Annotated in this window: 23 protein-coding genes; 9 read left to right on the top strand and 14 right to left on the bottom strand. The window is 71.4% G+C overall.

Features of this window, described 5'->3' with window-relative positions; all coding sequences use genetic code 11:
• Positions 1-147: 147 nt before the first annotated feature.
• Positions 148-678 carry a gamma carbonic anhydrase family protein gene (locus OG700_RS34335; protein WP_405620469.1) on the top strand — a complete coding sequence of 177 codons (531 nt, stop codon included), beginning with the start codon at positions 148-150 and terminating at the stop codon, positions 676-678.
• A gap of 21 nt (positions 679-699) precedes the next feature.
• Here OG700_RS34335 and OG700_RS34330 read toward each other — a convergent pair whose 3' ends face one another.
• Both OG700_RS34330 and OG700_RS34325 read right to left on the bottom strand, forming a co-directional pair.
• On the bottom strand, positions 700-1,362 hold the full coding sequence (locus OG700_RS34330; RefSeq protein WP_405620467.1) for a DedA family protein: 663 nt from the start codon (positions 1,360-1,362) through the stop codon (positions 700-702).
• Positions 1,363-1,500: 138 nt separating this feature from the next.
• Positions 1,501-1,953: a DUF4442 domain-containing protein gene (locus OG700_RS34325; RefSeq protein WP_405620465.1), complete on the bottom strand. Its 453-nt coding sequence runs from the start codon at positions 1,951-1,953 to the stop codon at positions 1,501-1,503.
• 92 nt (positions 1,954-2,045) lie between these two features.
• Here OG700_RS34325 and OG700_RS34320 point away from each other — a divergent pair, with 92 nt between their 5' ends.
• Positions 2,046-3,098, top strand: coding sequence for a hypothetical protein (locus tag OG700_RS34320; protein ID WP_405620463.1), 1,053 nt, complete (start codon positions 2,046-2,048; stop codon positions 3,096-3,098).
• Positions 3,099-3,139: 41 nt separating this feature from the next.
• Here the strand turns inward: OG700_RS34320 and OG700_RS34315 are convergent, their stop codons facing one another.
• The 3 genes from OG700_RS34315 to OG700_RS34305 form a co-directional block, all read right to left on the bottom strand.
• Complete coding sequence (locus OG700_RS34315) at positions 3,140-3,988, bottom strand: spermidine synthase (RefSeq protein WP_405620461.1); 849 nt, start codon at positions 3,986-3,988, stop codon at positions 3,140-3,142.
• Positions 3,989-4,069: 81 nt separating this feature from the next.
• A complete protein-coding gene (gene tuf / locus OG700_RS34310) occupies positions 4,070-5,248 on the bottom strand; it encodes an elongation factor Tu (RefSeq protein ID WP_405620459.1) in 1,179 nt (392 codons plus the stop codon).
• Between the two features lie 284 nt (positions 5,249-5,532).
• Entirely contained in the window at positions 5,533-6,231 is a 699-nt protein-coding gene (locus OG700_RS34305; protein WP_405620457.1) for a DNA alkylation repair protein, read from the bottom strand.
• A gap of 139 nt (positions 6,232-6,370) precedes the next feature.
• Here OG700_RS34305 and OG700_RS34300 point away from each other — a divergent pair, with 139 nt between their 5' ends.
• Positions 6,371-7,114 (top strand): TVP38/TMEM64 family protein, encoded by a 744-nt coding sequence (locus OG700_RS34300; protein WP_405620455.1) that lies wholly within the window; start codon positions 6,371-6,373, stop codon positions 7,112-7,114.
• Between the two features lie 153 nt (positions 7,115-7,267).
• On the opposite strand, the gene OG700_RS34295 is transcribed toward OG700_RS34300, so the two are convergent.
• Genes OG700_RS34295 through OG700_RS34280 form a run of 4 tightly spaced genes read right to left on the bottom strand, consistent with a single transcriptional unit; the run spans position 7,268 to position 13,428 of the window.
• Positions 7,268-8,326, bottom strand: coding sequence for an enoyl-CoA hydratase/isomerase family protein (locus OG700_RS34295; protein WP_405620453.1), 1,059 nt, complete (start codon positions 8,324-8,326; stop codon positions 7,268-7,270).
• A complete protein-coding gene (gene meaB / locus OG700_RS34290) occupies positions 8,323-9,339 on the bottom strand; it encodes a methylmalonyl Co-A mutase-associated GTPase MeaB (protein WP_405620451.1) in 1,017 nt (338 codons plus the stop codon). Before meaB ends, OG700_RS34295 begins: the two co-directional genes overlap by 4 nt.
• Positions 9,340-9,343: 4 nt before the next feature.
• Entirely contained in the window at positions 9,344-11,551 is a 2,208-nt protein-coding gene (gene scpA, locus OG700_RS34285) for a methylmalonyl-CoA mutase (RefSeq protein WP_405620449.1), read from the bottom strand.
• Positions 11,548-13,428 carry a methylmalonyl-CoA mutase family protein gene (locus tag OG700_RS34280; protein ID WP_405620447.1) on the bottom strand — a complete coding sequence of 627 codons (1,881 nt, stop codon included), beginning with the start codon at positions 13,426-13,428 and terminating at the stop codon, positions 11,548-11,550. Before OG700_RS34280 ends, scpA begins: the two co-directional genes overlap by 4 nt.
• Positions 13,429-13,910: 482 nt before the next feature.
• Here OG700_RS34280 and OG700_RS34275 point away from each other — a divergent pair, with 482 nt between their 5' ends.
• From OG700_RS34275 to lnt, 5 genes are all read left to right on the top strand, one after another.
• Complete coding sequence (locus OG700_RS34275; protein ID WP_405620445.1) at positions 13,911-14,786, top strand: undecaprenyl-diphosphate phosphatase; 876 nt, start codon at positions 13,911-13,913, stop codon at positions 14,784-14,786.
• A 39-nt stretch (positions 14,787-14,825) separates the two neighbouring features.
• Complete coding sequence (locus OG700_RS34270; protein WP_405620443.1) at positions 14,826-15,098, top strand: DUF4873 domain-containing protein; 273 nt, start codon at positions 14,826-14,828, stop codon at positions 15,096-15,098.
• 214 nt (positions 15,099-15,312) lie between these two features.
• The gene (locus OG700_RS34265; protein WP_405620441.1) at positions 15,313-15,483 is read left to right on the top strand and encodes a hypothetical protein; all 171 of its coding nucleotides are present in this window, start codon (positions 15,313-15,315) and stop codon (positions 15,481-15,483) included.
• 212 nt (positions 15,484-15,695) lie between these two features.
• Positions 15,696-16,169, top strand: a complete 474-nt coding sequence (locus OG700_RS34260) for a nuclear transport factor 2 family protein (protein WP_405620439.1) — start codon at positions 15,696-15,698, stop codon at positions 16,167-16,169.
• A gap of 178 nt (positions 16,170-16,347) precedes the next feature.
• A complete protein-coding gene (lnt, locus tag OG700_RS34255; RefSeq protein WP_405620437.1) occupies positions 16,348-17,958 on the top strand; it encodes an apolipoprotein N-acyltransferase in 1,611 nt (536 codons plus the stop codon).
• On the opposite strand, the gene OG700_RS34250 is transcribed toward lnt, so the two are convergent.
• Positions 17,882-18,787 carry a Gfo/Idh/MocA family protein gene (locus OG700_RS34250; RefSeq protein WP_405620435.1) on the bottom strand — a complete coding sequence of 302 codons (906 nt, stop codon included), beginning with the start codon at positions 18,785-18,787 and terminating at the stop codon, positions 17,882-17,884. The two genes, lnt and OG700_RS34250, sit on opposite strands and share 77 nt — an antisense overlap.
• Before the next feature lie 35 nt (positions 18,788-18,822).
• The gene (locus OG700_RS34245; RefSeq protein ID WP_405620433.1) at positions 18,823-20,028 is read right to left on the bottom strand and encodes an FAD-dependent monooxygenase; all 1,206 of its coding nucleotides are present in this window, start codon (positions 20,026-20,028) and stop codon (positions 18,823-18,825) included.
• Positions 20,029-20,122: 94 nt separating this feature from the next.
• On the opposite strand from OG700_RS34245, the gene OG700_RS34240 reads away from it, so the two are divergent.
• The gene (locus OG700_RS34240; protein WP_405620430.1) at positions 20,123-20,767 is read left to right on the top strand and encodes a TetR/AcrR family transcriptional regulator; all 645 of its coding nucleotides are present in this window, start codon (positions 20,123-20,125) and stop codon (positions 20,765-20,767) included.
• A gap of 48 nt (positions 20,768-20,815) precedes the next feature.
• Here OG700_RS34240 and OG700_RS34235 read toward each other — a convergent pair whose 3' ends face one another.
• The 3 genes from OG700_RS34235 to OG700_RS34225 form a co-directional block, all read right to left on the bottom strand.
• Positions 20,816-21,274, bottom strand: a complete 459-nt coding sequence (locus OG700_RS34235; protein ID WP_405620428.1) for a hypothetical protein — start codon at positions 21,272-21,274, stop codon at positions 20,816-20,818.
• A gap of 165 nt (positions 21,275-21,439) precedes the next feature.
• Positions 21,440-22,123: a uracil-DNA glycosylase gene (locus OG700_RS34230; RefSeq protein ID WP_405620427.1), complete on the bottom strand. Its 684-nt coding sequence runs from the start codon at positions 22,121-22,123 to the stop codon at positions 21,440-21,442.
• 99 nt (positions 22,124-22,222) lie between these two features.
• Positions 22,223-23,803: an ABC transporter substrate-binding protein gene (locus OG700_RS34225; protein WP_405620425.1), complete on the bottom strand. Its 1,581-nt coding sequence runs from the start codon at positions 23,801-23,803 to the stop codon at positions 22,223-22,225.
• Positions 23,804-23,873 lie beyond the last annotated feature (70 nt).

Raw genomic sequence — 23,873 nt, 5'->3', positions numbered from 1 at the left:
AGCGACGGCAACATTCGACTCGCACCAGGTTATTGACCGGCCGTCGGTTCAGACAGGGTGTGTCCTGGCCGACCTGGTGCCGGAGCGTGGCCGCCCGTCGCCTACGGTTCCGGTACGCGCACGGCACACGGCACACGAGGAGACGGCATGACACAGCGGGCGTTGATCGCGGGTGTGGGCGGACAGGAGCCCGCGATCGATCCGACGGCGTTCGTGGCGCCGACGTCGGTGGTGCTGGGCGAGGTCAGCCTGGCCGCCGGTTCGAGTGTCTGGTACCACACGGTGCTGCGGGCCGACGGGGGCCCGATCGCCATCGGGGCCGACAGCAACATCCAGGACAACTGCACCGTGCACGTCGACCTGGGCTCACCCGTCACGATCGGCGAGCGGGTCTCGGTGGGTCACAACGCGGTGCTGCACGGCTGCACCGTCGAGGACGACGTGCTGGTCGGCATGGGTGCCGCCGTCCTCAACGGGGCGCACATCGGGGCGGGTTCGCTCGTCGCGGCCCAGGCGCTGGTGCCGCAGGGCATGCGCGTACCGCCGGGTTCGCTGGTCGCGGGGGTGCCCGCCAAGGTGAAGCGGGAGCTGACGGAGGAAGAGCGCGAGGGAATCAAGGTCAACGCGGCGGTCTATCTGGAGCTGGCCAACCGCCATCGGGCCGCGCACGAGGACTGACGGCAGGGAGCCTGTCGGGCGTCAGTCGGTGACGGGTACCGGCTCCGGCGTCTGCCCGTGCGCCTGCGTCTGCGTCTGCGCCGAGGCTTTCTTCGCCCGATTCTTGATGACGAGCATCGAGGTGAGGCCGATCAGCACGGCGAGGACGAGACCCAGCCAGGAGAAGCGCTTCAACCATGCCTCCGCGACGACACCCACCGAGTAGATGACGGCGGTGGTGCCCCCGGCCCAGACGATTCCGCCCAGGACATTGGCGACGAGGAACTTCCAGTAGGGCATCCGCAGCACGCCCGCGAGCGGCCCGGCGAAGATCCGCAGCAGCGCGACGAAACGGCCGAAGAAGACCGCCCACATGCCCCACTTCTGGAACGACCGCTCGGCCAGGGCGATCTGCGCCTCGCCGAAGTGGTGCGGGAACTTCCGGCCGAGCCGGGTGAGCAGCGGTCTGCCGCCCTTGCGGCCGATGGCGTACCCGATCGAGTCACCGATGATCGCGCCGGCGGTGGCGCACGCGCCGAGGACGTACGGATTGATGTCGCCGTGCTGCGAGGCCAGCAGCGCCGAGCTGACGAGGACGATCTCACCCGGCAGCGGGATACCGAGGCTTTCGAGCCCGATCACCACTCCGACCAGGACGTACACGCTGATCGCCGGTACGGTCTCCAGCCACTCCTGGACGTGCAAGACCGGTACCTCCTGTGTCGGATGTGCGGCTGCCCGGCGTGCGCCTTCCAGGCGCACGCCGGGCAGCCTACCTGGGCGCGATGCCCTCGCATGACAGCCCCGGTACCGGCCCCGCCCGCCGGTACCGGTCCCGTCCCGTCAGGCGTTGAGCCGCAGCGTCCAGACGTTGGTCATCTCACCGGTGACGGCGCCGTCCTCGCGGGTGAAGACGACGGTGACGGGGATCTCCGGGCGCCCGCCCTCGTCGAGTTCGGCGATGACCTCCGCCACCGGGCGGTCCACGCTGGCGGTCGCCGTGATGACGCCCATGGCGAGCTTCTTGTAGCCGATTTCCGCCTTGACGACGAGCGGTACGGCGCGGGAGAGCTGGTCGCCGAAGGCGGCGAGCACGATCGCCCCGCTCGCGCTCTCGCCGAGTGTGAACATCGCGCCGGCGTGCGGGCCTCCCACGTGGTTGTGGAAGGCGGCCTGGTCCGGAAGCCGTACGACGGCGCGCTCGGCGGTGGTTTCCAGGAACTCCAGGTCGAGGGTCCGCGCCATGGGAACGGTGGCGGCGAGCAGCTCGCCGACGGTCATCTGATCAGAACTCATACGGCGCGATATTACCCGCGAGTAGAGTCAGTTGCCATCCTGCGACAGGGCGGCGTAGCAGTGCGGGGACGACCCATCTATCGTTACTCGCCATGTGGCCAGGACAGCAGCCGCCCGGGGGCGAGCAAAACCCGCAGGATCCGAATTCGAACCCGTACCAGCAGCCGGGGTACCAGCAACAGCCGAATCCCTACCAGCAGCCGGGTTACCAGCAGCAGCCCGGCCACCCGCAGCAGCCGGGACACCAGCAGCCCAACCCGTACCAGCAGCCGACCAGGCCGCAGTACGCGGTCCCGGACCAGGTCGGTGGGTACGGCGGCCCCAGCGGCCCCGATCCGGATCAGGACAAGAAGCGCACGAGACTGGTCGCGATCATCGCCGCCTCGGCGGTCGTCGTCGCGGCGGCGGCCACCGGCTTCTTCGTGATGGGTGACGACGACGGGAGCAAGAACGTCGCCGACGACCCCAAGGCATCCGCGTCGAAGAAGCCGAAGCCGAAGGAGACGCCGCAGGACAACCCGCGCGACGGCTCGGGCACCGGCAAGCCCACCATCGCGGGCTGGAAGGTCGTGACCAACCCCAATCACGGCACGCAGTTCGATGTCCCCGCCGACTGGGCGGTCGCGTCGCCCGACACGTTCTCGGGCTTCGCGGACGCCGAGAAGGGTGACGGCTCGCCCGCCATCACCTTCTCCGCGCCGGCCTTCCTGAAGTCCAACTGGTGCGAGCAGGACAGCGACAAGGACGGCACGATGGAGGATGTCAGCCTCGGCGGCACGGGTACCAAGGGCGGCCAGGGCGCCAAGGACACGGCGACCGGCGCCAGCAACGAGGCCGGCAGCTGGGTCTGGGCCGGGTACGCCCAGGAAGCGACGGACGCACAGGCCAAGAAGGCGATCGAGGTCCAGAAGTCCAAGCCCTACACGACCGAGGCCGGTCTCAAGGGGCACTACTCGACGGCCGCGAGCACGGGCCTGCCCAAGAAGGACAAGTGCGACACCGACGGCAAGTCGATCGCCTTCACCTTCACCAACGCCAAGGGCGACTACACGTCGTGGATCGTGTACGGCGCCAAGGGCGTCGACGACGAGATCCCGGACGAGACTCTGATGAAGATCATGAGCACCGTCCGGCTGGCCAAGTAGTCCGGACCGGCGGACGGTTGAGCCCCACGTGCGCGCGGGACTCAACCGATGCCGAACGCTCCCTCGGGCGGCTCGGGCGACGCCACCGCGCCGGCGTCCCGTACGACCGGCGCGGCTGCGGTGAACCGCCGCAGCGACGCCCCGTGTTCGACGCGCGCCGCGAAGGCGTCCGACGCGGTCCGGCGGGCCAGGGCCACCGTGTCGATGGGCATGTGCGAGGCGAGGAGTACGGCGTTGCCGAAGCGCCGTCCGCGCAGCACCGACGGCTCGGCGATGAGCGCCAGCTCCTCGAACACCGAGGCGAAGGTGGCCAGTTGGGAGGCCAGGAAGGTGAAGGGCGCGCCGTCGGCGAGATTGGCCGCGTAGAGGCCGCCGGCCCGCAGCACCCGTTCGGCGAGGCGTGCGTACTCCACGGACGTCAGATGGGCGGGCACCCGCGAGCCGCCGAAGACATCGGCGATGAGCAGATCCACCGAGCGGGCCGGTGCCGAGGCGAGCCAGGCGCGGGCGTCCGCGTCGTGCACGGCGATCCCGGCCCCGCCGTCCGGGAGCGGCAACTCCTCGGCGACCAGTGCGAGCAGCGCCCCGTCGGCGTCGACCACGTCCTGCGCCGATCCCGGCCGGGTCGCGCTCACGTAGCGGGGCAGGGTGAGGGCCCCGCCGCCGAGGTGCAGCACGGCGAGCGGATCGCCCTCGTCGGCGGCGAGGTCGACGACGTGCCCGAGGCGGCGGGTGTACTCGAATTCGAGATGGGTCGGGTCGTCCAGGTCGACGTACGACTGGGGCGCGCCGTCGACCGTCAGCAGCCACGCCCGTTCGCGGTCCACGTCGGGCAGCAGTCGGGCGGTGCCGTGGTCGACGGTACGGATGACGGGGATGGCTTCGCTCACGGTCCCATTGTGCGTGCCGTGCCGCACCGGGCCGACCGCGCCCGTCTCCCCCCGGAGACGGGCGCGGCGGCCCGAAGGTGGTCAGATCAGCCCGGTCACCGTGCCCGCGCCGACCGTGCGTCCGCCCTCGCGGATCGCGAAGCCGAGCCCGGACTCCAGCGGCACGTCCCGGCCCAGCTCCACGGTCAGGGAGACCGTGTCACCGGGGCGCGCGACGGCCGACTCGCCGAGGTCGATGTCCCCGACCACGTCCGCCGTACGGATGTAGAACTGCGGCCGGTAGCCGGTCGTGACCGGCGTCGTACGTCCGCCCTCCTTGGCCGACAGGACGTACACCTGCGCGGTGAACCGCCTGCTCGGTACGACACTGTCCGGCGCGGCCACCACATGGCCCCGGCGGATCGCGTCGCGCGGCATGCCACGCAGCAGCAGGGCGACGTTGTCGCCCGCCTCGGCGGACTCCATCGGCTTCCCGAAGGTCTCCAGCGAGGTGACCGTACTGAGCTGCGGCCCGGACTCGGCACCGAGCACCTCGATCCGGTCGCCCACGCGTACCGTGCCGCGCTCGACGGCGCCGGTGACGACCGTGCCGCGCCCGGTGATGGTCAGGACGTTCTCCACCGGGAGCAGGAAGGGCGCGTCGGTGTACCTGACGGGGATCGGCACATACGTGTCGACCGCGTCGAGCAGCGCCCGTACGGCCTCCGTCCAGCGCGGGTCGCCCTCCAGCGCCCGGAGCCCCGAGACCCGGACGACGGGGACGCTCTCCCCGCCGTACCCGTGCGCGCTCAGCAGTTCGCGCACTTCCAGCTCGACCAGGTCGGTCAGCTCGTCGTCGCCCGCGTCGGCCTTGTTGAGGGCGACGACGATGTGGTTGACGCCGACCTGGCGGGCGAGCAGCACGTGCTCGGCGGTCTGCGGCATGATCCCGTCGAGCGCGGACACGACGAGGATGGCGCCGTCGAGCTGCGCCGCGCCGGTGACCATGTTCTTGATGTAGTCGGCGTGGCCGGGCATGTCGACGTGCGCGTAGTGCCGGGTGTCCGTCTCGTACTCGACGTGCGCGATGTTGATGGTGATGCCGCGCGCCGCCTCCTCGGGCGCCCGGTCGATCCGGTCGAACGGCACGAACGTGCCGGTCCCGCGCTCGCTGAGGACCTTGGTGATGGCCGCGGTCAGAGTGGTCTTGCCGTGGTCGACATGGCCCATGGTGCCGATGTTGAGGTGCGGCTTGGTGCGCACGTATGCCGTCTTGGGCATGGCTGACGTGTTCCTTCCAGGAACTCGAAGCGTGAAGGGGACCCCGGGGCCTTGCCGACCCTCCCCCTGTGGGGTCCGCCGGACGATCCGGGAAGGGTCAGCTTCGGGCGCCGTCGAGGGGCGCTGCCGCTGCTGCGGCGGCCGCCGCGTGCGCAGCGAGGAATGCGGCAGCCTTCGGCGCGTCCGCGACTGCGGACGGCGCTGCGTGGAAGGCGTACCGGAACATGTCGTCGATGATGTCCGACCGGCGCGGGGGCGTCGACAGGTTTTCCGCCGGGTGCCGCTCAGAGGTTCTTCAGGGCCTCGCGTACGGAGAGCGGGGAGAGCCGGTCGTGGGCGCCCGCGACGAAGTCCCGGACGGCGGCGGGGTCCATCTTGGCGTACTCGCGCAGGGACCAGCCGATCGCCTTGCGGACGAAGAAGTCGCGGTGTCCGGACTGCCGGAGGCAGTAGTCGACCAGCCGCTCGCTGTCGGTCGCCTGCTTGTAGGTGAGCTGGTGCAGCAGCGCGGTGCGCGCGATCCAGAGGTTCTCGTCCTCGATCCAGGCGTCCATCTCGGTCACGAGCGCGCGGTCGGCGGCAACGAGGCCGCCGGCGAGATGGGCGGCGAGTGCGTCGACGGTGTCCCACCAGGAGACGGTGGACACGAGGTGCCGGACGACGAGGAGGAAGCCGGACGACAGGCGCCGGACGTGACGGCGGAGGTAGTCGACCGCGAAGTACTGATACTCCCGCTCGGGCAGCTCCCAGCAGCGCAGCGCGATCGCGGCGCAGTCCGTCTCGTCGGGGGGTGGCAGCGGGTCGAGCACCTGCCGTGACAGCGCGCGGCGTTGGGGCGCGGGGATGCCGAGGAAGGGGGCGACGCCCTTGAGATACGCGGCGGACCGCTCGGCCCGTGCCGGATCGGTGGCTGTGGCGTACCCGACGGTGAGCCGGTCCAGCACGGTGTCGGCGAGCGCGCTGGGCGGCGGTGCGAGGGTCATGACGTGCAGGTTACGCACCGCCACCGACAGTCCCCCGGCGGGCCGCGTACGTCCCGGACAGGCCGGGCGAGCGCCCGAGTGGCGGTTGTCTCGCGGCTCTTGACGACGCTCACAACTCGTCGTCGGTTAGTCTCCCCGAATGCTCGACCCTGTCGACAGGCCGTCCGCCGGCCTCACGGTCCGCTGTACGAGGGTGCTGCTCTCACCTTGGTCCAGGCTCTCTCTCCTCGTGCTCCTTCTGGCGTGCGCGGGGACCGCCGTGCTGGTCTACGAGCCACAGAGATTCCTCTCGGCCGGCTGGCCGCAGCTCAGTGGCGGCGCCGCGGTGGTGCTCTTCGCCGCGGCCTACGGGGTGTGCACGGCGGCCTTCGTGCCGCGTCCGCTGCTGAACCTCGCGGCGGGCGCGCTGTTCGGTACGCAGCTCGGGCTCCCGGCGGCGGTCGCGGGGACGGTGCTGGGCGCGGGCATCGCCTTCGGACTGGGCCGCTTCCTCGGTCAGGAGGCGCTGCGCCCGCTGCTGCGGGGCCGCTGGCTGACGGCGGCGGACGGGCAGTTGAGCCAGCACGGCTTCCGTTCGATGATGGCGGTGCGGCTGTTCCCCGGGGTGCCGTTCGTGGCCGCGAACTACTGCGCGGCGGTGTCGAAGATGGGCTGGCTGCCGTTCCTGCTGGCGACGGCCATCGGGACGATCCCCAACACGGCGGCGTACGTGGTCGCGGGGAGCCAGGCGGGGTCGCCGACATCGCCGGCGTTCCTGATCGCGATGGGGTTCATCGTGCTGACGGGCACGGGGGCGGCGGCGCTGGCCTGGCACAAACGCCACCGGCTGCGCGCCGCGAGCCCGACGCCGACGGAGACCCGGGTCCCTGAACCGGTGGCGTAGCCGGGGCCTGGCCCTGTCCTCAACCGCCGGGCTTCTTAAGCCCGTCCGGCGCTTGAGGACGCCTTTCAGCCCACCCGGCGTTTGAGGGCACCTTTCAAGCCCGTCCGGCGATTGAGGGCAAAGAACAGCCCGCCCGGCGCTTGAGGGCACCCGTCACCGCCCGAGCCCCAGGTCCCCACCCACCGGCACCGCCGAGAAGCCGGCCACGTCGGCCGCAGTGACCGCCGACAGCTCCCCCGGCACCCACCCCGGCATCCGGTCCTTGTCGATCACCTGCGCCCTGATCCCCTCCACCAGGTCCGCCGTCCGCAGTGCCGCGCACGACGCCCGGTACTCCTCGTCCAGCACCTCCTCCAGCGTCCCCAGGCGCCGCGCGCCGCGCACCGCCGCCAGCGTCGCCTTCAGCGCGGTCGGTGACTTCGTGAGGATCGTCTCCGCGGTCTGCTTGGCCGCGTGGTGCCCGCTGCCGAAGAGCCGGTCCACGATCTCCTCCACCGAGTCCGCCGCGTAACACGCGTCGATCCACTCACGGTCGTCGGCCAACTCCCCGACGGGCGGGGCCGATGCGTGGCGCCGGACGGCCAACGGCACTTCCGTGTCGGCGAGTTCGGCCGCCAGTCCGGGCAGCCGCGCGGAGTGGACGAAGTGGTCGGCGAGTCCGCACAGGATCGCGTCGGCCGCGCCGACGGCCGTGCCGGTGAGGGCGAGGTGCGTGCCGAGTTCGCCGGGCGCCCGGGAGAGCAGGTACGTGCCGCCGACGTCCGGCACGAGGCCGATGCCGGTCTCGGGCATCGCGACCCGCGAGCGTTCGGTGACGATCCGGACGTCGCCGTGCGCCGAGACGCCCACGCCGCCGCCCATCACGATGCCGTCCATGAGGGCGACGTACGGCTTCGGGAAGCGCGCGATCCGGGCGTTGAGCCGGTACTCGTCGCGCCAGAACGCGGGCGACGCCGAGCCGCCCGTGCGCGCGTCCTCGTAGATCGCCCGGATGTCGCCGCCCGCGCACAGGCCGCGTTCGCCGGCGCCGTCGATGACCACCGCGTGTACGGACGGGTCCTTCTCCCACCCGGCGAGCGCGGCGTCGACACGCCGCACCATGGCGTGGGTGAGGGCGTTGAGCGCGCGTGGCCGGTTGAGCGTGAGCCGCCCCATGTACCCGTCGCGCCGTACGACAACGTGCGCGTCCTCCGTAGGAGGGTTGTCCGTCATCGTCCCTCTCCCTCGACGTCGGCGGGCAGGTCCAGTGCCTCGACGATCCGTTCGGCGGCCAGCGTGGCCGTCAACGAGCCCTCCCGTACCGCCTGTTCGAGCGTGGGAGCCAGACCGCGGACGCCCGGATGGCTCCGCAGCCGGTCCAGCAGCTGGTCCCGGACCATCGACCAGGTCCAGTCGACCTGCTGGTCGCTGCGCTTGCGCTGGAGGCGGCCACTGGTGTCGAGGACCTTCCGGTGCTGCTCCAGGCGCTCCCAGACGGTGTCGAGCCCCGTGCCGTCGCGGGCGCTGCACGTCAACACCGGCGGTGTCCACGCCGCGTCGGCGGGGTGCATCAGGCGCAGCGCCCCGGCGAGTTCACGCGCGGCGGACTTCGCGTCCCGCTCGTGCGGCCCGTCGGCCTTGTTGACGGCGATGAGATCGGCCAGCTCCAGCACGCCCTTCTTGATGCCCTGGAGCTGGTCTCCGGTGCGGGCGAGGCTCAGCAGGAGGAAGGAGTCGACCATGTTCGCGACGGCGGTCTCCGACTGGCCGACGCCGACGGTCTCGACGAGGACGACGTCGTAACCGGCCGCCTCCATCACGATGATGGTCTCGCGGGTCGCCTTGGCGACGCCGCCCAGGGTGCCCGCGGTGGGTGAGGGCCGGACGAAGGCCGCCGGGTCGACGGCCAGGCGCTCCATGCGGGTCTTGTCACCGAGGATGGAGCCACCGGTCCTGCTGGACGACGGGTCGACGGCCAGGACGGCGACCCGGTGCCCGAGGCCGGTGAGCATGGTGCCGAGGGCGTCGATGAAGGTGGACTTGCCGACGCCGGGTACGCCGCTGACGCCGATCCTGCGCGCCGCGCCCGAGTACGGCAGCAGGGCGGTCAGGAGCCGTTGTGCGAGCTCCCGGTGGTCGGCCCTGGTGGACTCCACGAGGGTGATGGCGCGTGCGACGGCCGACCGGGAGCCGTCGAGTACACCTTTGGTGTAGGTGTCGATGTCGATGCCGATTCGACGGTTCACCGGCTCACCGCTCGTGGCCGAGTGCGGCGGTCAGGGTGGTGAGCAGGTCGTGCGCGGCGTCGGGGATGACCGTGCCGGGCGGGAAGACGGCCGCGGCGCCCGCGCGGTGCAGTTCGTCGATGTCGCCGGGCGGGATGACGCCGCCGACGACGATCATGATGTCCTCGCGGCCCTCCCGGGCCAGTTCCTCACGCAGGGCGGGGACGAGCGTGAGGTGCCCGGCGGCCAGCGACGACACCCCGACGATGTGCACGTCGGCCTCGACGGCCTGCCGCGCCACCTCACCGGGGGTCTGGAACAGCGGGCCGACGTCGACGTCGAAGCCCAGGTCGGCGAAGGCGGTGGCGATGACCTTCTGGCCGCGGTCGTGGCCGTCCTGGCCCATCTTGGCGACCAGGATGCGTGGGCGCCGTCCCTCGGCCTGTTCGAACTCCTCGACGGCGGCCCGGGTCCGTTCGACGGCCGGTGACGTGCCGGCCTCGTTCCTGTACACACCGGAGATCGTACGGATCTGGCCGGAGTGCCGCCCGTACACCTTCTCCAGGGCGTCGGAGATCTCGCCGACGGTGGCCTTGGCGCGTGCCGCGTTCACGGCGAGGGCCAGCAGGTTGCCGTCGAGTCCCTGGGCCGAGCCTGCCTCGGCCGCGCCGGTGAGGGCACGCAGCGCGTCCTGGCACACGGCCTCGTCGCGCTCCTCGCGGAGCCGGCGCAGCTTGGCGATCTGCCGCGTCCGTACGGAGGAGTTGTCGACCGATCGGACCTCGATCCGCTCGTCGGTCTCCACCAGGTACTTGTTGACGCCGATGACCGGCTGGCGCCCCGAGTCGATCCTGGCCTGGGTGCGGGCCGCCGCCTCCTCGATGCGCAGCTTGGGGATGCCCTCCGCGATGGCCTGCGCCATGCCCCCGGCCGCCTCGACCTCCTCGATGTGCTGCCAGGCGCGGCGCGCGAGGTCGTACGTCAGCTTCTCCACGTACGCGCTGCCGCCCCACGGGTCGATGACGCGGCAGGTGCCCGACTCCTGCTGGAGCAGGAGTTGGGTGTTGCGGGCGATGCGCGCGGAGAAGTCGGTGGGCAGTGCCAGTGCCTCGTCCAGGGCGTTGGTGTGCAGTGACTGGGTGTGGCCCTGGGTGGCGGCCATCGCCTCCACGCAGGTGCGCGGGACGTTGTTGAAGACGTCCTGGGCGGTGAGCGACCAGCCGGAGGTCTGCGAATGGGTGCGCAGGGAAAGGGACTTGGCGTTCCGCGGGTCGAACTTCTTGACGAGCCTGGCCCACAGCAGCCGCGCCGCGCGCAATTTGGCGATCTCCATGAAGAAGTTCATGCCGATGGCCCAGAAGAAGGAGAGCCGGGGGGCGAACGCGTCGACGTCGAGGCCCACGTCGAGTCCGGCGCGCAGATACTCGACGCCGTCGGCGAGGGTGTAGGCCAGCTCCAGATCGGCCGTCGCGCCGGCTTCCTGGATGTGGTAGCCGGAGATGGAGATGGAGTTGTAGCGCGGCATCCTCTTCGAGGTGTACGCGAAGATGTCGGAGATGATCCGCATCGAGGGGGCGGGTGGATAGATGTAGGTGTTGCGGACCATGAACTCTTTGAGGATGTCGTTCTGGATGGTCCCGGCCAGCTTCTCGGGCGGTACGCCCTGCTCCTCGGCCGCGACGATGTAGAGGGCGAGTACGGGCAGGACGGCGCCGTTCATCGTCATCGACACGGTCATCCTGTCGAGCGGGATGCCGTCGAAGAGCTGGCGCATGTCGTAGATCGAGTCGATGGCCACGCCGGCCATGCCGACGTCGCCGGTCACGCGCGGGTGGTCGCTGTCGTAACCGCGGTGTGTGGGCAGGTCGAAGGCGACGGACAGGCCCTTCTGCCCGGCGGCGAGGTTGCGCCGGTAGAAGGCGTTGGACTCCTCGGCGGTGGAGAATCCGGCGTACTGACGGATCGTCCAGGGCTGGTTGACGTACATCGTCGGGTAGGGGCCGCGCAGATACGGCGCGATGCCGGGGTACGTCCCGAGGAAGTCGAGCTCCGCCAAGTCCCGCTCGGTGTACAGGGGTTTGACGTCGATGCCCTCGGGGGTGTGCCAGACGAGGTCGTCGTCGCCGCGGCCGGTGCTCTCCTTGACGGCGGTGCGCCACTGGTCCTCGTTCGCGTTCGCCCCGGTGGCCGTGGCGGGCCCCAGGTCGATGCCGGTGAAGTCGGGGACGGTCATCGCGCCACTCCCATGTGGTCGAGGGCGGAGGTGAGTTGGGCGACGGCGTCGTCGCCTGCGGCGACGAACTCGTCGACTCCGGCCCGGCTGAAGGTCTCGCGCAGCTCGCCGGGGCGTCCCGCGAGGTACACGCGGGTGGCGCCCGCCGCGGTCAGTGCCGCGGCGGCCCGTTCGGCCTGCTCGGCGTAGAGCGGATCGCTGGAGCAGAGGCAGGCGATGGCCGCGCCGCTGCGGGTGAAGGCGTCGGCGGCGGTGGCGGGGTCGACGGTGACCGGGTCGTGGACCGGTTCGATGCCGCCGGACTGGAAGAGGTTGGACGCGAAGGTCACCCGCGCCGTGTGCGCGGCTGCCGGGCCGAGGGCGGCCAGGAAGACGCGGGGCCGGGCGCCGGTCGACGCGAGATGCGCGTCGGAGCGCGAGCGCAGACTCTCGAAGGCGTCGTCGCGGTGGACGGTGGGCAGTCCGCCGGTCGCGGCGGGCGGTGGCGCGTCGCGTACGACGGGTGTCTCGGCCAGTTGGGGGAACTCGCTGACCCCGGTGACCGGTTCGCGCCTGCGGGCCAGCTTCTCGGAGCGGGCGGCCCAGGTCCCGGCGAGGCGTTCGGCGACCAGGCCGGAGCGCAGCGCGGCGCGCTGGCCGCCGTCCCGTTCGATCTCCTGGAACCAGGCCCAGGCGGCGTGCGCGAGGTCGTCGGTCAGCCGCTCGACGTACCAGGAGCCGCCGGCCGGATCGATGACACGCCCGAGGTGGGACTCCTCGATGAGGATGGTCGAGGTGTTACGGGCGATCCGCCGGGCGAAGGCGTCCGGCAGCCCGAGGGTGTGGTCGAAGGGCAGCACGGTCACGGCGTCGGCGCCGCCGACCCCGGCGGCCAGCGAGGCGACCGTGGTGCGCAGCATGTTCACCCACGGGTCGCGCCGGGTCATCATCACCGACGAGGTGACGGCGTGCTGGCGCTGTGCGGCACCGGCCGGTCCCGCTCCGCTGACCTCGGCGACGCGCGCCCACAGCCGGCGCGCGGCGCGGAGCTTGGCGATGGTCAGGAACTGGTCGGCGGTGGCGGCGTATCTGAACTCCAGCTGCCCGCAGGCCGCTTCGGCACTCAGCCCGGCGGCGTCGAGGTCGCGCAGCGCGGCGACCCCGGCCGCGAGGGAGCAGCCGAGTTCCTGCGCGACCGAGCCGCCGGCCTCGTGGTAGGGCAGGGCGTCGACGACGAGGGCGCGCAGTCCGGGGTACTCGCGGTGGCACAGCTCCGCGAGTTCGGCGGCGGCGTCCTGGAGTCCGGGGGTCTCGTCGCCGGTACGGGCGAGGCGGCCGAGCGGGTCGGCGCCGAGGGTGCCGCGCGCCTCCCCGTGCGGGACGTCTCGTTCGTCGTACAGGCGCAGCAACTCGGCTGCGGCGGCGGGGAATTCGTCGCCCGCGTCGAGCGCGACGGGGGCGAGGTCGAGATAGACGCCGGCGAGGGCGTCGGCGAGGCCGGCGACGGGTACGCCCGTCTCGCCCACGGCCAGCCACAGCGAGGTGGTCCCGTTGGCCAGGTCGTCGAGTACGGCTTCGTTGGTGCGCGCCGGGTCGGTCCGCGCGTGGCGCTGGCGTACGTCCCAGCCGCCCGGCGCGGGGCCGCCGGGGGTGCCGCCCCGGGTGAAGGGGGCGAAGCCCGGGAGGCCGCCGTCGCCCGGGGAGTCGTCGGAGGTGTAGAGGGGACGGGTGGTCAGTCCGTCTTCGATCGTGGCGGAGAGTGCGTCCTCGGCGGCGGTCCCCGAGACGTTCCGACCGGATTTCCGCAGTACCCCTTCCACCAGACCCTGCCACTGCTCATGGGTCGGTTCGGGGAACTCGGCAGCCAGCGAAAGCCCGCTATCGGGCAGGAGCGTCATGCCGAGATGTTAGGGCAGGGCCTTCGGCGGCCATCAGGTCGAACCGATGTGACCTTGACCTCGCCGCCACACACCCTCTGCGCACCCCCTGCGCGCCCCCTGCGCGCCCTCCGACACGCGCCTCGGCCCGGGTGTTCCTGGCCTCTCCCGAACCTCCCCCGGACCTCCCCCGGACCGAGCCAGGCCCGAGCCAGGCCCGAGCCGGGACCTGACCCCGTCTCGTAACCCGCAGCGGCTACGCTGCCCCCGACCGGCGCGCGACCACCCCTTCCAGGTCCGGGAGGGGCTGTCTGTCGCGCCGTCGGCACCGCACCGCCATCCCTTTCGAGCACCTCTTCCGAGCAGTGATGAGTCCGCGTGAGCACATCCCCGACCCACTCCATATGAACGACTCCGCGCCCCACCCGTCGGCCCACAATCCGCCACCGGCCCGCGTCCGCACCGGCCGGTGCACGAACTTCTCCTGGATGGCGTAGCACCCAATGTCTTGGTTCGAATCACTCATCCTCGGACTCGTCCAGGGGCTGACCGAGTTCCTGCCCATCTCCTCCAGCGCGCATCTGCGGCTGACCGCCGCCTTCGCCGGCTGGCACGACCCGGGAGCGGCGTTCACCGCGATCACCCAGATCGGTACGGAGGCGGCGGTCCTCATCTACTTCCGCAAGGACATCGCCCGGATCGTCTCGGCCTGGTTCCGCTCGCTGACGGACAAGGCGATGCGCTCCGACCACGACGCGAAGATGGGCTGGCTGGTGATCGTCGGTTCGATCCCCATCGGTGTGCTCGGGCTCGTGTTCAAGGACCAGATCGAGGGGCCGTTCCGTGATCTGCGGCTGATCGCGACGACGCTGATCGTGATGGGCGTCGTCCTCGGCATCGCGGACCGGCTGGCGGCGCGTGACGAGACCGGCGGCAAGCACCGGTCCGTCAAGGAGCGCAAGTCGCTGAAGGAACTGGGCGTCAGGGACGGTCTGATCTTCGGGTTCTGCCAGGCCCTGGCGCTGATTCCGGGTGTCTCGCGGTCGGGTGCCACGATCAGCGGTGGTCTGCTGATGGGCTACACCCGCGAGGCGGCGGCGCGTTACTCGTTCCTGCTGGCCGTCCCGGCCGTACTGGCCTCCGGGGTCTTCGAGTTGAAGGACGCGGGCAGCCAGGGCCATATCTCGTGGGGACCCACGATCTTCGCGACGATCATCGCCTTCGCGGTCGGCTACGCCGTCATCGCGTGGTTCATGAAGTTCATCACCACCAAGAGCTTCATGCCGTTCGTGATCTACCGGATTCTGCTCGGTGTGGTGATCTTCTTCCTCGTCGGTACGGACGCCCTGAGCCCGCACGCGGGCGAATCCGGCGGCTGACCGGACCGCGAAGGCCGCGCGGGGGCACACACTGAGGGCATGAGCAACTACCAGGGACCGGCGACCCTCATCGTCGGCGACACCGAGATCTCGGTCGTGGCCACACTGAGCGGTGACCGGTCCGGCGCCCTCGGCGCATGGGGCGGCAGCGTCCAGACCGAAGGGGCCGCGGACGGTCTCTACGAGCCCACCGCCGACGACGGTATGAGGATCCGGCTGCCCGACGGACGGGAAGGCAGCGTCCTGGCGACGCGTACGGCCATCGGCAGCGGGAGGATGCGGATCTCGGGAAGCGGCGACATCCCCTTCTGACGGGTTGTGTACGCATCCGACCGGCGTTGTGTACGGACGGTGTGCTCAAGGACACGTTTGCCGCTCGCCCCGTGTCCGATTGCCGGGCGGCGGCCGAAACCCTTGGGGGAACTGGGCTCATAGCTGACGCACCGTTGGGTTGCCCTCTCGGCGTGTGAGCTATGCCGCTCCCGGAACGGCGCGGGAGGCCTACGGCGGCCCGTACCGTTGCCGTATGTCCACAACTTCCTCCCCCGCTCCCGCGGCGTCCGGCGCCGTCGCGGCCAACGAGCGCATCCGCGCCCTGGTCGACGCGGCAGACGGCACGTGGCCGGCCGAGGAGTACGAAGGCCTGCTGCTCGAATGGGCTGCCGCTCTGCACGACACGGTCGACGAGGCCGCTTAAGGGGCACGTCAAGACCGTCAAACATCAGGCCCGGCCACGCGGTGACACCGCGCGGCCGGGCCTTTCCCGTGAATCCGACGAATCCACTGGGCCGTACGGTCGCCGGGCCAACGCTGACCGCCCGCTGACCGATCGACCGGATGATCGACCCGGATGATCGACAAATCCGCACGGGCCTTGGCCTGGGGCCGCCACTGCCCGAGACTGACCGGATGACGCAGCGTGTGGATCTCGCGACCGTGATGGACCGACTGGCCATCGATGAGGTGATCAGCGGTTACGCGATGGCCGTGGACGATTCCGACTGGCCCGGCTTTCTGGCCCTGTTCACCCCGGACGGGCGGGCCGACCACCGCGCCGCAGGGGGTATCGAGGGATCGGCCGCCGAGATCGCCGACTGGCTCGCCGGTGTCCTGGGCCGCTTTCCCGTGCGCCAGCACCTGATCGGCAACCGCCGGCTGGCCTTCCAGGATCTCGGCGGCTATCCGGGCGACCGCGCCGAGGTGCGGGCCGACTGCCTGAGCACACTGGTCCCGGAGTCCGGCGAACGGACCACCGCCGTCAGCCGCTACACCTTCGGCCTCTCCCGTACGGGCGACGGCTGGCTGCTGCACAGCGTCGTGGCGCGGGAGGCCGTGGCGCGGGAGCAGGCGCCGGACGGGGCGGGTGGCACGGTCGAGGGCTGACGCGGCGCCGGCTGACGTACCGACGACTGACGCGCCGGGTGCGCTCTGTCGTCCGGCACCCTGTCTCGCGCACACTGATCGGGAAGGCACCGCTCACCGGCAGCACCCCGCTCGGGGGCACCGCTGACCGGTGCCGATCCGATCTGCACCGCTCACGAGCGGGACGAGGGGGCGCGGCATGCGGGTTCCGGCCGGCGGGCGGGCGATCTGGGTCCGCCGCTCCACGTCGCCGGTGTGGCGCGGCGTCGTGGCTGTCGCCGCCGGGGCGCTGCCCGCGCTCACCTTTCCCGCGCCGGGCCTGTGGTGGCTCGCGTACGGGGCGCTCGTGCCGTGGATGCTGCTGGTACGTGCGGCTCCGACGGGCCGGCGCGCGGCGCTGGACGGCTGGCTCGGCGGGCTGGGCTTCGTACTCGCCGTCCATCACTGGCTGATGCCGAGCCTGCATGTGTTCACCGTGGTGCTGGCCGCGCTGCTGGGGCTGCTGTGGGCGCCGTGGGGGTGGCTGGTCCGCGCGATGCTCGGCGGGCGCCCGTCTCCCCGGCGTACGGCCGCCGCGCTGGCGGTGGTGCCCTCGGGCTGGCTGATGATCGAGACGGTGCGGTCCTTCGAGGGGCTGGGCGGTCCGTGGGGGCTGCTGGGCGCCGGTCAGTGGGAGGTCGCCCCCGCGCTGCGGCTGGCCTCGGTGGGCGGCGTGTGGCTGGTGAGCCTGCTGGTGGTCGCCGTGAACACCGCGCTGACCGTGCTGCTGACGCTGTCCTCGGCGCGTACGGTCGCCGCCGCGGGGTTGGTGGCGTGCGCCGTCGCCGTGAGCTGCGCGTGGGTGTGGGCGCCGCGGCCGGAGCACTCGGGGCAGGCGCGTGTCGCGGTCGTCCAGCCCGGTGTCTTCGCCGGTCCGGACGGCGTCGAGCGGCGTTTCGAGCGCAGCGAGGAGCTGACCCGCTCGCTGGCCGGGCGGGATCTCGATCTCGTGGTGTGGGGCGAGAGCAGTGTCGGCCACGATCTCGCCACCCGGCCGGATCTGGCGGCGCGTATCGCCGTACTGTCCCGGCTGGTCGGCGCCGACGTCCTGGTCAATGTGGACGCTTCCGGCACGGACGCGGCGGGGCGCACGGGGATCTTCAAGAGCGCCGTGCTCGTGGGTCCGAACGGCCCGACCGGCGACCGGTACGACAAGATGCGGCTGGTGCCGTTCGGCGAGTACGTCCCGGCGCGTGCGGCGCTCGGCTGGGCGACGTCGGTGGGCAAGGCGGCGGGCGAGGACCGCAGGCGCGGCACCCGCCAGGTCGTCATGGTGCTGCCCGGCGAGGGGCGCGGCGGGCTGCGGCTGGGCCCGCTGATCTGCTTCGAGACGGCGTTCCCCGACATGAGCCGCCGGCTGGCCAGGGACGGCGCGCAGCTTCTCGTCGCACAGTCGTCGACGTCGTCGTTCCAGCACAGCTGGGCCCCTGAGCAGCACGCCTCACTGGCCGCGCTGCGGGCGGCCGAGACGGGCCGCCCCACGGTGCACGCCACGCTCACGGGCGTCAGCGCGGTGTACGGCCCGGACGGCGGGCGGGTCGGTGCGCCGCTCGGCACGGCGAGCAGCGCCGGTGCCGTGTACGAGCTGCCGCTGGCGCGCGGCACCACCGCGTACGTCCGGTACGGCGACTGGCCGCTGTACGGCGCGTCGGCCGTGCTCGCGGCCCTCTGCGCCGCCGAGGGCGCGCGGTCGCTCAGACGGCCTGCGCCCGCGCCTCCAGGACCACCCGTTCACACAGCTCGTGCGTCAGCAGAGCGTCCCGAGCGCTGAGCGTCCTCCCGGCGCGTACGGCGTCCAGGAACGCCAGCACGCACTGCTCGATCCCGCGCTGGCGGGCCACCGGCACCCAGTCGCCGCGCCGGCGGACGCTGGGCTGGCCCTTGTGGTCGACGATCTCGGCGATCTGGTGGACGGCCCGCTTGGTGTCCTGTCCGGAGACTTCGAGGATCTCCTCGGTCGAGCCGTTCATCCGGTTCATCATGCCGATGGCGGTGAAGCCGTCGCCGGAGAGCTGGAGCACCACGTGGTGTGCCAGGCCGTCGCGCGTACGGGCGCGGACGTCGATGTGCTCGACGGCGCCGGGGACCAGGAAGCGCAGGGTGTCCACGACATGGATGAAGTCGTCCAGGACCAGGGTGCGCGGGTCCTCGGGCAGGCCGACGCGGTTCTTCTGCATGAGGATCAGGTCGCGCGGATGTTCCAGGCACTGGGCGTACGCGGGCGCGAAACGCCGGTTGAAACCGACGGCCAGGCTCGTCCCGCGCTCCACGGCGAGGGCCACCAGGCGTTCGGAGTCGGCGAGTTCGTACGCGAGGGGCTTGTCGACGAAGGTCGGCACCCCGGCCTCCAGCAGCCGGGTGACGATCTCGGCGTGGGCGGCGGTCGGCGCGTGGACGAACGCGGCGTCCAGGCCCTGGGCGAGCAGCGAGTCGAGGTCGGCGTGGCGCCGCTCGGCGGGGATGTGGTGCCGCTCGGCGACCCGCGCGAGGGTGGCTGGGGTGCGGGTCTGGAGGTGCAGCTCCGTCCCGGGCAGGGTGGTGAGCACCGGCAGATATGCCTTCTGTGCGATGTCGCCGAGCCCTACGCAGCCGACCTTCACGTACGTCTCCCTGTCGCCTCGCCGCAGTCCCGCTCTTAAGCGCCGGAGCGCTTCTGGGCAGCATACGGGCGCTGCGGGGGCCGCCATTCGGCGACGTCGGCGAAACCGCGCAGCGGGACGCCGGGACCCAGCAGGGAGACGGCGGCGATGAGGGTGTTCCGCGCGGCGACGGCCACGGGGTTGCGCAGGGAGGTCATCCGGCCCGTCCGGGCGGACCGCTGGACGAGCGCCGAGGTGCGCGGGAGCCGTGCCTCGGTGTACGCGGCGAGTCCGGCCGCGAGATCGGTGCCGTCGCCGGCGTGGCCCACGTGGTGCGCGAGGACGACGGCGTCCTCGACGGCCTGGTTGCCGCCCTGGCCGAGCGTCGGCAGCATCGCGTGCGCGGCGTCGCCGAGCAGGGCGACGCGGCCGGCGTGGTGGGCGGGCAGGGGGACGACCATGTGGTGGACGTCGTAGCGCAGGACACCGTCGTCGTAGGCCGCCGCGATGATGCCGGGCACGGGGTGGTGCCAGTCGCCGAACCGCCTGAGCAGCTCCGCCTTCTCCCCATCGGGTGCCCGGTCGCCTTCGGGCGCGGGGGCCATGGCGTACGCGTAGACGCGGCCGTCCTTGAGCGGCTGGCTGCCCCAGAGCGCGCCCCGGCCCCAGGTCTCATGGGGTGCGAAGGGCCGGTCGGGCGACGGGACCACGACGCGCCAGGTGGTGAGTCCGGAGTGGCGCGGGCCCGGGTGGCCCGGGAAGAGCACGCCGCGTACGCCGGAGCGGACGCCGTCGGCGCCGATGACGAGGTCGGCCTCGATGTCGCCGTCGGGGGTGCCGACGACGGCCGCGCGGTCGGGGCCGCCGGGGTCCCTGAGCGCGCCGTCCACCCCGGTCCGTACGGCGTCCGGGGGCAGCGCCGAGGTGAGGATGTCCACGAGTGTGGCGCGGTGCAGCAGGACAACCGGCCCGCCGAACCGCTCGGTGGCGGCTCGGGAGTTCGTACGGGAGAGCCAGCGCCCGCCCGGCGTACGCAGGCCGCCGTCGCCCTGCCACGCGGACAGGTCACGGACCTGGTCACCGAGGCCGACGACGTCCAGTGCGCGCTGCGCGTTGGGGGTCACGCTGAGGGCGGCTCCCACGGGGGTGAGGGCGTCGGCGCGCTCCAGGACGGTGACGGCCCAGCCCCGCCGGCGCAGGGCCACCGCGGCGGTCAGTCCGCCGATTCCACCGCCGACGACAACGGCTCGGGTCCGGTCCATGGCTTCTCCCGACAACGTGAACTACACCTGTAGTGACACGGGCAAGCCTACCTCATTCCTCACTACACTTGTAGTGAGGACGTAGATTGGCCCCATGCCCACACGCTCTACCGGCTCCTCCCGCGCCGATCTCATCGCCGACGCCGCCCTGACGCTGCTCGTGGAACGCGGTATGCGCGGGCTGACCCACCGGGCGGTGGACGAGGTCGCCGGACTGCCCCAGGGCTCGACGTCCAACCACGCCCGCACCCGGCAGGCTCTGCTGGAGACGGCGCTGCGCCGGCAGACCGAGCGCGAGATCCAGGTGCTGGAGCCGGACGAGATGCCCGCCGCGGGCAGCGGGGGCACGGGGGTCGTCGACGCACTCGCCCTCGCCCTGGACCGCAATCTCAGTGAGCACCCCGAACTGCTGGTCTCACGCTACGAACTGGCGCTGGAGGCGACCCGGCGCCCCGAGCTGCGGGCGTACTACGACACGGCGGGTGCGCGCTTCCGCGAGCCGCTGGTGGCGATGATGAGGGCGGCCGGCTCCACCGACCCGGAGCGGCACGCGCTGTCGCTGGTGGCCTGGTGCGAGGGGTTGATGTTCTCCTGCGCGGTCGGCGCCTACCACCAGGCGGTCCCCACCCTGGAGGAGCTGCGCACAGGCTTCGCCGAACTGCTGCGCGGCATGCTCGGACCCGACGCCGACGACCCACATCGCCGGAGCGGCGGCAAGAACAGCCCGTCCGTCGATTGAGGACGAACCGGCCACCGCCCGGACCCGGCCACCCCGCCCGGACACCCTCTAGCCGTCCAGCAACTCCCGCTCCAGCCTTCCGATCGCGGTCCGTACGCCGTCGTTCCCGTACCCGTCGTCCCCGAGCGCGTTCACGGCGGAGCGGGCCCAGGAGAGATGGAGCCGCGCCGCGTCGGGGCGCTGGAGTCTTGCGTAGTCGGCGGCCAGGTTGAGGTGGAGCGAGGGGTAGAACGCCCGTACCGCCGATGACGAGCGTGTCGTGGCCGGCTCCTGCGCGGCGGCCAGGGCGCGCAGGTCCCAGGCCAGTTCGTCGCCGGGGTCGTCCTGCGTGTCCGCCATGTAGTGCGCGAGCGTGCAGCGGTGGAGCGCGTCGCCGGACTCGCCGATCTCGGCCCACAGCTCGCCGAACCGATTGCGCGCCTCCTCGCGGTCGCCGCCGTGCAGCAGCATGACCGCCTGCCCGATCCTGGTCAGGACGGCGTCCTCCGACACCTCGCGCTGCTCCATCGCTGCCGCCTCCCGCGCCCGTCCGGTCGATCCCGTCCGCTCGACGCTAACCGCAGCGACCGGCGATCCCGCACAGGCTCACCCGCCCGGCGCGGACCGCCGGGCGGGTGCCCGCGCGGGCCGCACCGGGCGTGGACCGGGCGGCGTGGACCCGGCGGGAGCCGGTCAGCCCAGGTCGGGGATGCGCCAGTCGATCGCCTTGTGCCCCTGCGCGGCGATCGCCTCGTCGATCTGTGTGAACGGACGCGAGCCGAAGAACTTCTTCGCCGACAGCGGCGACGGATGCGCGCCCTTCACCACCACATGTCGCGTCTCGTCGATCAGCGGCAGCTTCTTCTGCGCGTAGGCACCCCAGAGCACGAAGACCGCGGGATCCGGCCGGGCGTCGACCGCGCGGATCACCGCGTCCGTCACCTGCTCCCAGCCCTTGCCCTTGTGCGAGTTCGCCTCGCCGGCCCGCACCGTCAGAACGGCGTTGAGCAGCAGCACGCCCTGCTTGGCCCACGGCATCAGATATCCGTTGTCCGGCACCGGGTGGCCCAGCTCCTCCTTCATCTCCTTGTAGATGTTCCGCAAGGAGGGAGGCGTGCGCACGCCGGGCCGCACCGAGAAGCACAGACCGTGGCCCTGCCCCTCGCCGTGATACGGATCCTGGCCGAGGACCAGGACCTTCACCTCGTCGTACGGCGTGGCGTCAAGCGCGGCGAACACCTCGTCGCGCGGGGGGTAGACCGGTCCCTTCGACCGCTCTTCCTCGACGAACTCGGTGAGCTCCTTGAAGTAGGGCTTCTGCAGTTCGTCGCCGAGGACGCCGCGCCAGGACTCAGGCAGCATGTCGGTGTCGGTCACGTCAACAACCTCCGGTAAGCGATCAGTTGTGCCACCGCTGAACCTACCGGTGACCACTGACAATCGCGGCCGCCGACGGCCGCCGACTGCTTCCGGCGGCTACCAGCTGGCCTTGCGGCTGAGCTCCCAGAGCTGCATGACCGTCTGCGGGTCGAGCGCCCGCTCGCCGCCGCTGATCTCCTCCGACGCCGCGACGTAGAGCTTGCCCTGCCACAGCGGCAGCAGCCGCACATCGTTGACGAAGATCTCCTGGGCGCGCTCGAACTGCTGGATCACCGCGCCCCGGTCACTCTCCCGCCGCGACTGCGGAAGCAGCTCCGTGGTGATCTCGGGGCTCTCGTAAGGGGTGCTGAGCGCGTTGTTCTTGCCGACGAAGGGAGCCACGAAGTTGTCCGGGTCCGGGAAGTCGGGGAACCAGCCACGGCCGAAGACCGGGTACTCGCCCTTCTGGAAGCCCGCCTGGAAGTCTTTCCACGGCTTGCTCTTCAGCGTGATCTTGAAGAGGCCGGACGCTTCGAGCTGGCGCTTGAGTTCCGCGAACTCGGCCACCGTGCCGGAGCCGTAACGGTCGGTCGTGAACCAGAACGTCAGCGGCACCGGGGTGTCGATACCGGCGTCCTCAAGAATCGTGCGCGCCTTGCCGACATCCGGGTCGCCGTACTTGTCGAAGAAGCTCGTGGCGTGCCCGGAGATGCCCTTGGGGACCATCGAGTACAGCGGCTCGGCCGTGCCCTGGTAGACCTTGGCCACCAGCGCGTCACGGTCGATCACCTGGGCCACCGCCTGCCGTACGGGCAGCTTCGCCGCCGCCTCGTCCTTGGGGTTGAACACCAGGTAACGGATGTCGGCGCCGACCGTCTCGATCAGTTGAAGGTGCTCGTTCTCTTCCTTCTTCTGTTCGAGTTCGACGACTTCCTCCGAGGTCAGGCCCCGGTATATGACGTCGATCTCCTTCTTCTTCAGGGCGCCGAACATTTTGTCGGAGTCCTGGAAGTAATGGATCTTGACGGCCTTGTTCTTGCGGTCGGCGAAGCCCTTGTAGCTGGTGTTCTCGGACAGTTCGGCAGCGCTGCCGGCCGTGTACGACTCCAGCGTGTAGGGGCCGGATCCGGTGAGCTTGCCGTCTTCCCTGAGCTTGTCGGCCGGGTACTCCTCCGGGTCGACGATGGACATCGCGGGGGCGGCGAGAACGAACGGGAACGTGGCGTCCGGCTTGTTGAGGTTGAACGTGACGGTCAGTTCGCCGTCCGTGGTGACGCCGTCGAGGGACGCGAGGAGTCCGTTGGGACCGCCGTTCGCGTTGATCTTCACGATCCGGTCGAAGGAGTGCTTGACGGCGTCGGCGTCGAGCTTGTGCCCGTTCGAGAAGGTCAGCCCGTCGCGGAGCGTGCAGCGGTAGACCTTGTTCGTCGAGTCCGTGAATTTGCAGTTGTCGGCGGCGTCGGGCTGTGGAGTCGTGCTTCCGGTGGGGAACGCCACCAGGGTCTGGAAGACGTTGCGGTACAGCTCCCACGAGTTGTCCCACGCGGCGGCCGGGTCGAGCGTGCTCGGCTCACTGGTGGTGCCGACCGTGATCTTCTGATCCCCCTCGGCGCCGTCCGCCGAGAACAGGCCACATCCGGCCACCAGGGATATGGACGCGAGGGCTGCAGCCGCCTGCAGACTGGTCCGGTTGAACACGTGCACGCTCCTTGTTCAGCCACGAGTCGGCCGACCATACCGCAGCGCCCCATCGGTGCAATATGCAAGT

The sequence above is a fragment of the Streptomyces sp. NBC_01508 genome, assembly GCF_045040315.1.
Classification (GTDB): domain Bacteria; phylum Actinomycetota; class Actinomycetes; order Streptomycetales; family Streptomycetaceae; genus Streptomyces.
Note: the sequence above shows the minus strand (reverse complement) of the source record. Positions and strands in the feature narration are given on the sequence as shown.